Annotated in this window: 8 protein-coding genes and 2 pseudogenes; 4 read left to right on the forward strand and 6 right to left on the reverse strand. The window is 63.2% G+C overall.

Annotated elements, in window-relative coordinates:
* The first annotated feature begins 234 nt into the window (after positions 1-234).
* Positions 235-1,623 carry a mercuric reductase gene (locus FHS81_RS16060; RefSeq protein WP_009450584.1) on the forward strand — a complete coding sequence of 463 codons (1,389 nt, stop codon included), beginning with the start codon at positions 235-237 and terminating at the stop codon, positions 1,621-1,623.
* Between the two features lie 35 nt (positions 1,624-1,658).
* Positions 1,659-4,010 (forward strand): heavy metal translocating P-type ATPase, encoded by a 2,352-nt coding sequence (locus FHS81_RS16065; RefSeq protein ID WP_183754633.1) that lies wholly within the window; start codon positions 1,659-1,661, stop codon positions 4,008-4,010.
* A gap of 50 nt (positions 4,011-4,060) precedes the next feature.
* Here the strand turns inward: FHS81_RS16065 and FHS81_RS16070 are convergent, their stop codons facing one another.
* From FHS81_RS16070 to FHS81_RS16085, 4 genes are all read right to left on the reverse strand, one after another.
* Positions 4,061-4,291, reverse strand: coding sequence for a hexameric tyrosine-coordinated heme protein (locus FHS81_RS16070; RefSeq protein ID WP_024849396.1), 231 nt, complete (start codon positions 4,289-4,291; stop codon positions 4,061-4,063).
* Positions 4,292-4,388: 97 nt separating this feature from the next.
* Positions 4,389-5,033, reverse strand: coding sequence for a DUF924 family protein (locus FHS81_RS16075; RefSeq protein ID WP_024849395.1), 645 nt, complete (start codon positions 5,031-5,033; stop codon positions 4,389-4,391).
* 92 nt (positions 5,034-5,125) lie between these two features.
* Complete coding sequence (locus tag FHS81_RS16080; protein WP_246375070.1) at positions 5,126-7,075, reverse strand: heavy metal translocating P-type ATPase; 1,950 nt, start codon at positions 7,073-7,075, stop codon at positions 5,126-5,128.
* 86 nt (positions 7,076-7,161) lie between these two features.
* Entirely contained in the window at positions 7,162-7,383 is a 222-nt protein-coding gene (locus tag FHS81_RS16085; protein ID WP_009450579.1) for a heavy-metal-associated domain-containing protein, read from the reverse strand.
* A 102-nt stretch (positions 7,384-7,485) separates the two neighbouring features.
* Between FHS81_RS16085 and FHS81_RS16090 the strand changes: the two genes are divergently transcribed.
* Positions 7,486-7,761, forward strand: a complete 276-nt coding sequence (locus FHS81_RS16090) for a hypothetical protein (protein ID WP_139208220.1) — start codon at positions 7,486-7,488, stop codon at positions 7,759-7,761.
* Here the strand turns inward: FHS81_RS16090 and FHS81_RS19370 are convergent.
* Together FHS81_RS19370 and FHS81_RS16100 are read right to left on the reverse strand one after the other, a co-directional pair.
* Positions 7,744-8,448, reverse strand: coding sequence for a hypothetical protein (locus FHS81_RS19370; protein WP_425287023.1), 705 nt, complete (start codon positions 8,446-8,448; stop codon positions 7,744-7,746). The genes FHS81_RS16090 and FHS81_RS19370 overlap by 18 nt on opposite strands.
* A gap of 79 nt (positions 8,449-8,527) precedes the next feature.
* Positions 8,528-8,740 (reverse strand): annotated as a pseudogene (locus FHS81_RS16100) (MucR family transcriptional regulator); the annotation flags it as partial.
* Positions 8,741-8,855: 115 nt separating this feature from the next.
* On the opposite strand from FHS81_RS16100, the pseudogene istA reads away from it, so the two are divergent.
* Positions 8,856-9,464: pseudogene (gene istA, locus FHS81_RS16105) on the forward strand (IS21 family transposase); the annotation flags it as partial.
* Positions 9,465-9,560: the final 96 nt, after the last annotated feature.

The following is a 9,560-nucleotide window of genomic DNA, read 5'->3' on the forward strand; positions in this document are numbered from 1 at the left end:
CAATACAGCCGGAGCAGAACCCACTCCACTCCATGATCCCGGCCCATTTTAAGGCCGTGGCCTGGAAATGATGCGACGGCACGGATACTGGCAGTAAGGCCACCTCAAGGGGCCGCCCGCAAAAGCAACAGTAATTGTTCGACCCCGCAAGAGTATGACATGATTCCGCATATATGTCCGAGCGCCATATTTTCATCGTGCGGTGAGTCGCTGTTGCAGAAGGATACGTAGTTGATGACGGAAGCGGAGCGCTACGACGCTGTCGTGATCGGCAGTGGCGAGGGCGGCAAATACCTCGCCTGGGATATGGCGCAAGCCGGCCAGAAGGTAGCCGTCATGGAGCGGCGCTGGATCGGCGGTTCGTGTCCCAACATCAACTGCCTGCCCAGCAAGAACGAGATCTGGAGCGCGGGTGTCGCTCATACCGTTGCCCATGCCGGGGAGTATGGCGTTGTCGCCGGCCCCGTCTCGGTCGACATGAAGACGGTTGTGGCGCGCAAGCGCGCCATGGTCGAGAGCCTCGTGGCGTTTCATCTCGAGCGCTACGAGGCGACCGGCGCGGAACTCGTCATGGGCAATGCACGCCTCGTCGCGCCTGGGACGATTCAAGTTGCCTTGAACGACGGCGGGATGCGGCGGCTCGCCACTGAAAAGCTGTTCCTCAATCTTGGGACGCATGCAACCATTCCGCCTGTTCCCGGCCTCGCCGAGACCAGGCCGCTCACTCATATCGAGGCGCTCGAACTGGACCGGTTGCCGGCACATCTGATTGTTCTCGGCGGAGGCTATGTCGGCCTTGAACTTGCCCAGGCGTATCGACGTTTCGGCAGTCGCGTCACAGTTGTGGACCGTGGCCCGCGGCTGCTGAAGCGCGAGGATGAGGATGTTTCCGACGAGGTCCGACTGATCCTGGAGGCGGAGGGCGTCGAGGTGCTTTTGTCGGCTGAAGTTGCGAACGTGGAGGGCCGATCAGCCGGAAGCGTGCGCGTCACCGTTCGGACGCCGGATGGTTCGAGAATGATCGAAGGCACAGACATTCTGGTTGCAGCCGGCCGCACGCCCAACACGCGAGGCATCGGCCTTGAAGAGGCAGGGGTTGCGCTGACGGATCCCGGCACCATCAAGGTGAACGATCGCCTGGAGACGACCGCAAAGGACGTTTGGGCCATCGGCGAATGCGCGGGAAGTCCGCAATTCACCCACGCTTCGCTCGATGATTTCCGAATAATCCGGGACAATCTCGACGGTGGAGACAGAACGACCACCGGGCGGCTGATGCCCTATTGCATGTTCATCGACCCGCCGCTGGCCCGCATCGGCATGAGCGAGGCGCAAGCGCGGGCCAATGGAATGGATTTGCGCGTCGTCAAACTGCCGATGAAGGCGGTGCTGCGGACACGGACGACATCGCAGACCGCGGGCTTCATGAAGGCGCTGGTCGATCCGCAGGATCGGATCGCAGGCTTTACCATGATCGGCTCGGAGGCCGGGGAAGTGATGGCCGTGGTGCAGGCGGCCATGCTTGGCGGTCTGTCCTACAGTGTCCTGCGCGATGCGGTTCTTGCGCACCCGACAATGGCCGAGGGGCTGAACGCGCTATTTGGCAACGTAGCGAAACGATGAGTTTTCCAAGTTCCATTGAGGCGGCGGGTTAGAGAATGAACGGACACGATGAGCATCGGCACCATTCGAATGATCATGACCATTCGGGTCATGCGCATCTTGTGACGGACCCGGTCTGCGGGATGGAGGTCGACCCGCAAACCGCAGAACATCGCCTGACCCATGGGGGCCACACTCACTATTTCTGCTCGGCGTCCTGCAATGCGAAATTCGAGGCGGACCCGGCGCGATATCTTGCAGGGGAAGCGTCGCCCATACCGGAAGCGCCCGAGGGCGCGATCTGGACCTGCCCGATGCATCCCGAGATCCGGCAGGACGGGCCGGGAAGCTGCCCGATCTGCGGCATGGCGCTGGAGCCGCTGGTGGTGACGGCCGACAGCGGCCCCAGCCCCGAACTCGCCGACATGACACGGCGTTTCTGGATCGGGCTGGTTCTCGCCGCTCCGGTCTTCGTGCTCGAAATGGGCGGTCATCTTTTCCCGGCCCTGCACCATCTGGTGCCAATGCGGATATCGATCTGGATTCAGCTCGTTCTGGCGACGCCGGTGGTTTTGTGGTGCGGATGGCCGTTTTTCGAGCGCGCCTGGGCCTCGCTGATCAATCGCAGCCTCAACATGTTCACTTTGATCGCCATGGGCACCGGCGTCGCCTGGGCCTACAGCATCGTCGCCGCCCTTGCGCCGGGAGTTTTCCCCGCCGCTTTCCGCGCGGAAGATGGCACGGTCGCGGTCTATTTCGAGGCGGCGGCGGTCATCACCGTTCTGGTGCTGCTTGGCCAAGTGCTGGAACTGCGCGCCCGCGAACAGACCTCGGGCGCGATCAGGGCGCTGCTTGATCTGGCGCCGAAGACGGCGCGGCGCATCGGCGATGACGGCACAGAGGAAGACGTGCCGGTCGAGCACGTTATTCTCGGCGACAGGCTGCGCGTGCGGCCCGGCGAGACCGTGCCGGTCGATGGCGTGGTGGAGGACGGACGCTCATCGCTCGACGAGGCGATGGTTACCGGCGAATCCATGCCTGTCACCCGCACTGTGGGCGATCAGGTCATCGGCGGTACGCTGAACCAGACCGGGGCGCTGGTGATCCGTGCGGAAAAGGTCGGCCGCGATACGATGCTGTCGCGGATCGTCCAGATGGTCGCCGATGCGCAGCGTTCGCGTGCGCCGATCCAGCGCATGGCCGACCACGTCTCGGGCTGGTTCGTACCGCTGGTCATCGTCATCGCAATTCTCGCCTTCATTGTCTGGGGCATCTGGGGGCCGGAGCCGCGCTTTGCCTATGGGCTGGTCGTGGCCGTTTCGGTGCTGATCATCGCGTGTCCCTGCGCACTTGGGCTGGCGACGCCAATGTCGATCATGGTTGGCGTCGGCAAGGGCGCTAGTGCCGGCGTCCTGATCAAGAACGCCGAGGCGCTCGAGCATATGGAAAAGGTCGACACGCTGGTGGTCGACAAGACCGGCACGCTCACCGAGGGCAAGCCGTCGGTGACGGCGGTCGTTGCGGCGGCCGGCTTCGACGAAACGGAAATCCTGCGGCTTGCCGCCGGCGTCGAGAAGGCGTCGGAACATCCGCTGGCGCTGGCGATCGTGGAAGCGGCAGAGAAGAAGGGTATCGAAGTCCCGCCCGTGGTGGATTTCGACTCTCCGCTCGGCAAGGGCGCCCTCGGCACCGTCGAGGGCAAGGCGATCGTGCTCGGCAATGCGGCGTTCCTCAAGGAGCATGGTGTCGATGCGTCGGCCCTTGCCGAACGGGCGGACGCCTTGCGCCACGATGGCGCGACGGCGATCTATATCGGAATCGAGGGTAAAGCGGGCGGCATCTTCGCCATTGCCGATCCGGTCAAGGCGACGACGCAGGAGGCGTTGAACGCGCTGCATGGCGAAGGCATCCGCATCGTCATGCTGACCGGCGACAATAAAACCACTGCCGAAGCCGTCGCGCGTCAACTGGGCATCGACGAGGTCGAGGCCGACGTGCTGCCGGATGCAAAGAGCGCCGTGGTGAGCCGGCTCAAGGCGGAAGGTCGAGTGGTGGCGATGGCGGGCGACGGCGTCAATGACGCGCCGGCGCTGGCGGCCGCCGATGTCGGCATCGCCATGGGCTCGGGCACCGATGTCGCCATCGAAAGCGCCGGCGTCACCCTGCTCAAGGGCGATCTGATGGGGATCGTCAAGGCGCGGCGGTTATCCGAGGCGACGATGGCGAATATCCGCCAGAACCTGTTCTTCGCCTTCATCTACAATGCCGCCGGTATCCCGGTTGCCGCAGGCGTGCTTTACCCTTCTTTCGGCCTGCTCCTGTCACCGATCATCGCGGCTGCCGCCATGTCGCTGTCGTCGGTCAGCGTCATTGCCAACGCGCTGCGGTTGCGGGGACTGAAACTGTGACTGAAACGCTGACGCGACTGACGCCCTGGCGTCAATCGTAGGCGAGGGCGTCAGTCGCGCCAGTAATTGTTGGCGGCCGCCACCGTCTGGAAATGGATGGCGATCACCTGTGAGGAGGCGATCAGCTGCGTGGTGTCCTGATCGTAGGCCGCGCGCAGCTTGTCGCGAATCTCGGCGGACGGCTGGGTCACCTTGACGCCGACCCGCGCCATTTTGGTGGCAGGGTCGAACCCCTCCTGCGGGGTTGCTGTCTTGAGTGAGGGAAGCCAGGTGTCAGCCATGATGTTTTCCTTCCAGAGAATATGAATACGCAACAACCGTAATCTACCCGAGCAGCCGACGAAAGCATCAACCCGCGATGCGTTTCGCCTCCAGGCGTCACGCCTGAAACGCCCTGTCGTGCGGGAAATCGCCTCCGGCGATGTAAGCGTCTTCCGCCTGCGTCGATTCTCGGCCGAGGACCTGATTGCGGTGCGGGTGACGGCCGAAAGCGGCGATGACCTTGCGCACATCACCGGCCTGGTTCACCAGCGACTGGTATATCGGTTGAAGGGAAGCGGACGCTTCCGCCGCGATCTCTTCGCGAAGCCCGATGAGCAGATCGATGCGCTCAAGGTGATCCGGGCCTTCGCAATGGCCAAGGGGCTGACTGTAGACGATCCTGAACCAGGGCATGCCCAGCGATGCATAGTGGCCGTTCGAGAAACCCTCCATCGCCAGCGACAGTGCGGCAGGGTCCTGCGCGAAAGCCCGCGGCGTGCCGCGCCACAGCGAGCGTGAGAACTGGTCGAGCACAATGATGAGCGCCAGCCTGCCTTCGGGTTCGTCGGCCCAGTCGTCGAGATCGCCTGAGGCTGCGCTCCTCGTGAGGTCGGCGAAGCGCTCGACGATCGCGTCATCCGCTCCGCCGTGCAACCGCCACGACCAGTGATCGCGATGAGTTTCAGCCTTTATCTGTGAGGAGCGGCCTTCGGGAAACCAGAAGTCGAGAACGTCGTTCCACGGGGCGGTCCTGGTATTCATTTCGATCCTTTCTGGCGGTTGCGAGCAATGAGACAGGGTTGGCGCCGCAAAAACAACAGACCCCGCATCGCTGCGGGGTCTGCGAGGAGGCTTCAGCCTCGCGCGGCCACAGTTGCAGGCCGGGCGGTGGCTGTTTTTGAGGTCCGCCCGCCGGGTGCGGTGGCCTTTGGCACGCGCAGCAGGCGCATGCCGTTGGCGATGACGATCAGCACCGAAAGCTGGTGGACCAGCATGCCGCCGGCCATATGGACATTGCCGGAGAACACGCCTGCCAGCAGTCCGGCCACCGTCACCAGTGCGATGACGAGGTTCTGGCGCATATTGCCCAGCGTTGCGCGCGAGATCGCCATCGCTTCGGGGATCTTGCCAAGATCGTCCTTCAGGAGCGCGATGTCGGCGGTCTCGATGGCGACGTCGCTGCCGGCCGCGCCCATGGCGATCGAGGTGTCGGCGGCGGCAAGAGCCGGCGCATCGTTGATGCCGTCGCCGACCATGGCGACATGCGCGCCATCCGCCTTCATCTTCCGGATCAGTTCCAGCTTGTCCTCGGGCATCAACCCGGCATGGACCTCGTCGATGCCGACCTCGCGGGCGATGGCCTCGGCCGCACCATGCTGGTCGCCGGTCAGCATGACCACACGGCCTATGCCGATGTCACGCAGGCGGGCGATGGCTTCCGCCGCGCCTTCACGAGCCATGTCAGACATGCCCAGCATCCCGATCAACTGCCCGTCACGCGCCACCAGGATCGGCGTCTGGCCATTGGACAGCAGACGGTCCAGGGCGGCTTCGCCCTCCTGACCCAGCGCAATGCCGAGCGTGTCCATGAGGCGCCGGTTACCGGCGGCGATGATGCGGCCGTCGATGCGGGCGCTCAGGCCCATGCCGGCATGTTCCTCCAGCGATTCGAGCGTGGAAAGCGGCCCCTGCTTGCGGCCAGCCTCGACGATGGGACGGCCGAGCGGATGGGTCGATCCGGTCTCGGCGGTCGCAGCCAGATGCAGCAACTCGGCCTCGGCAATGTCGCCGAGCGCGACGATAGAGGCGAGCTGCGGCTTGCCTTCCGTCAGCGTGCCGGTCTTGTCGAGCGCCAGCGTATCGATGCGGCCCGCACTTTCCAGATGCTGGCCGCCCTTGATCAGGATGCCGCTGCGCGCCGCGCGGCCGATGCCGGCGACGATGGAGACCGGCGTCGAGATGACGAGCGCGCCGGGGCAGCCGACGACAAGCAGCGTCAACGCAAGACGGATGTCCTGCGTCACGGCGAAGGCGACGACCGCAAGTCCGATGATCGAGGGCGTGTACCATTGCGCAAAGCGCTCGATCATACGCTGGCTCGGGGCCTTTTCCTCCTGCGCCTCCTCGACGCGCTGAATGATGCGGGCAAGGGTGGTGTCGGCGCCGACATTGGTGGCGCGGATGCGCAGCAACCCGTTCTCGGCGATCGTTCCTGCATGAACGTGGCTGCCCGGTGCTTTCTCGGCTGGCATCGGCTCACCGGTAATCGCCGCCTCGCTGACGGCGGCGGCGCCTTCGGTTACCTCTCCATCCACCGGGATGCGTTGACCGGCCCTGACCAGCACGGTCTCGCCAAGCTGGACCATATGCGCCGGCACCTCGACGGGATCGCCGTCGCGCAGCACGGTCGCGGTGGCGGGCGCGGCATCGAGCAATGCCTTCAGCGCGCCACGGGTCTGCCCCATGGTGCGCGCCTCCAGCCAGCCACCGAAAATGAAGAGGAAAGTGACGGCCGCCGACTCCCAGACCTCGCCGATAAACAACGCGCCGACCGCCGCGACGGTGACGAGCAGTTCGATGCTGAAATGCTTTACACGCAGCGAGCGCCAGGCGCGGATGGCGATGTCGGAACCGGCAAGAAAAGCTGCCGCGACCATCAGCGCGGTCCATGCCTCGACCATGCCGAAGCCGTAGCGCGCCAGAAGACCGGCCGCGATCAACCCGCCGCTGCCGACCGTCAGCCAGAAACGCCGCCGTGCCGGATGCACGAAGGCGCTCTTGATCCTGCTGACAAGATTGCTCATCTCCTCGCTCCTTTCATCTTCATCCATGTCGGAAAAGCGTGCCTGCCGCGCCGGCACGCGGCGCGGCGAAAAAGGCGGAGTGCCGATCAAAAGGCGGCAGGCCGCGCCTCGTAGCCGGTTCCACGCACTGCCTCGACCAGCGCTTCAACGCTCGATTGCGCGGGGTCGTGCTCGACCTCGATCTTGCCGGTGTTGAAGCGCACCTCGGCCTTTGCCACACCGGGAAGGGCGTTGAGCGCCTTCTCGATCTTGGGTACGCAGGAGGGGCAGGAAAGCTCATCGCTGCGAAGGATGGTTTTCTGGGTCATGATCGGGTTCCTTTCGATAGTGGGGAAGGGGTGTCCCCTGCCTCATTGATCTAAGGGTTTGACCCCGCATTGCGATTGGTGAAACCGGCAAGCCAGGCTTGCATGAATGCACAGGCCGCTGCCTTGGTTCTGGTTCGTCGGGCGACCACATGGGGAGCTGTGGTGGAATTGCCGCCTAAACCAAAGGGATTTCCGTGCGTAAATGCACAGGTTGACAAGTCTCGATTCCCTGGCGGATGCTTTGATGTGGACGCGCCGCTGCTGGAAGGACAGCTTGAGGATACTCTCACCAAAGTCGCATCGGCGACACGACCATATGCGAAAGTCTTATGGGGAGACTTGAGTGAGATCAACGACGAGCTAACATTTTTGCAATAAACCAATGAAATGGAGCATATCATGCGTGGATTTGTTGATGACATCGAGGAACTGACCGAAGGAAACACGGATTTTCGCCGTGTTCTTTATACGGCAAGAAATATGCAGCTCGTGCTGATGGCGCTTCAGCCCGGCGAGGAGATCGGCGAAGAGGTTCACGACGACGGCGATCAGTTCTTCCGTGTCGAGGACGGCGAAGGCGAAATCCTGATCGACGGCAATGTGAGCAGGATCAGGGCCGATATGGCCATGATCGTACCGGCCGGTGCGCGGCATAACGTCAAAAACACCGGGAATGAGCCGCTGAAGCTTTATACGATCTACAGCCCTCCCGAGCACGTCGACGGTGTCGTTCATCCAACCAAGGCTGAAGCCGACGCCGCGCATGAACACTTCGACGGCAAGACCACCGAATAACGCCGTTGCGCAAGCAGTGACTTGCGGCGACAACATCCATGAACGGTGTTCCTGCTTGCCCTCCCGCACCGAACCGCGAGAGGGCAGCTCTTTACTAGGAGATGACGTGAAGACCCCGATGCGCACCGGCCTTCCTGCCGCACGGCTGGGATTGCCCTTCAGAATCTGACATTCGTCATCGGTGCCGTAGTGGTGCGGGTCATCGGTGGTCTGTTCTTCGAACTGCCGTTGACCCTGCTCACCGTTCGCGATGGAGAAGCGCCGGTGCATTCAGGACGGCATCTATTGAATCGCGCAAATGGGGCGGCGAGTTGTTCCGGTGCAACCTGGGGAACGGTCGAAAGAGGCCCTATGAGAATTTGAGGCCGAGTCTCTTTCGTCTGGCAGGAGCCGCTGGCGGTTCTTCGACGGGCTTTGGCTTGCGTCCTAATCCCATCGATTTTGCCAGTGCGGAACGCGCTGCGGCGTAGTTTGGCGCGACCAGCGGATAGTCTGCCGGCAGGCCCCATTTCGCACGATATTCGTCCGGGGTGAGGCCATGGTGGGTCGACAAGTGAGAACGGCGGTGCAAAATTAGACCACGGTAGCGGCGGCGAAGTGCTGCTGCGGGCGGCGTAAAAGTCGTCCACTTTTTCCCTTTTCGCGATGCTGGCGAGGAGGGATGAGGGATTTACACCGTGGAACTTTACCTGAAGGTTCGTCTTGCCTGCGCGGGCGGCATGAGCGCCCGGGCGGCAGCGAAGCATTTCAACATATCGCGCGACACGGTCCGCAAGATGCTGTCGTATTCCGAGCCGCCCGGCTACCGGCGCACCGCTGCGGTGCGGCGGCCGAAGCTGGAAGCGTTCATTCCGGTCATCGATGGCTGGCTGGATGAGGACCGGTCTGTTCCGCGCAAGCAGCGCCATACGGCGAAGCGTGTGTTCGATCGCCTTCGCGAAGAGCATGGCTTCACCGGAGGCTACACGATCATCAAGGATTACATCCGGGATCGGGATCAGCGCAGCCGGGAGATGTTCGTGCCGCTGGCACACGCACCCGGCCATGGGCAGGCAGATTTTGGAGAAGCTCTGGTCGAGATCGGCGGGGTGGAGCAGAAGGCGCACTTCTTCGTGCTCGATCTGCCGCACAGCGACGCCTGCTACGTACGCGCCTATCCGGCTGCCGTTGCCGAGGCCTGGATGGACGGCCATGTTCACGCCTTTGCGTTCTTCGGCGTGGTGCCGCTGTCGATCGTCTACGACAACGACCGCTGCCTGGTCTCGAAGATCCTGCCTGACGGGACGCTGTTGGTTTCCGCGCAGAACTGAGCCGGTTAGGCGCATAATTTCCATTGAGAATTGAGCCATGTGAACCTTCCCCCAACGCGAAGAGCGACGGGG

Source organism: Pseudochelatococcus contaminans, from assembly GCF_014195635.1.
Lineage (GTDB): Bacteria > Pseudomonadota > Alphaproteobacteria > Rhizobiales > Beijerinckiaceae > Pseudochelatococcus > Pseudochelatococcus contaminans.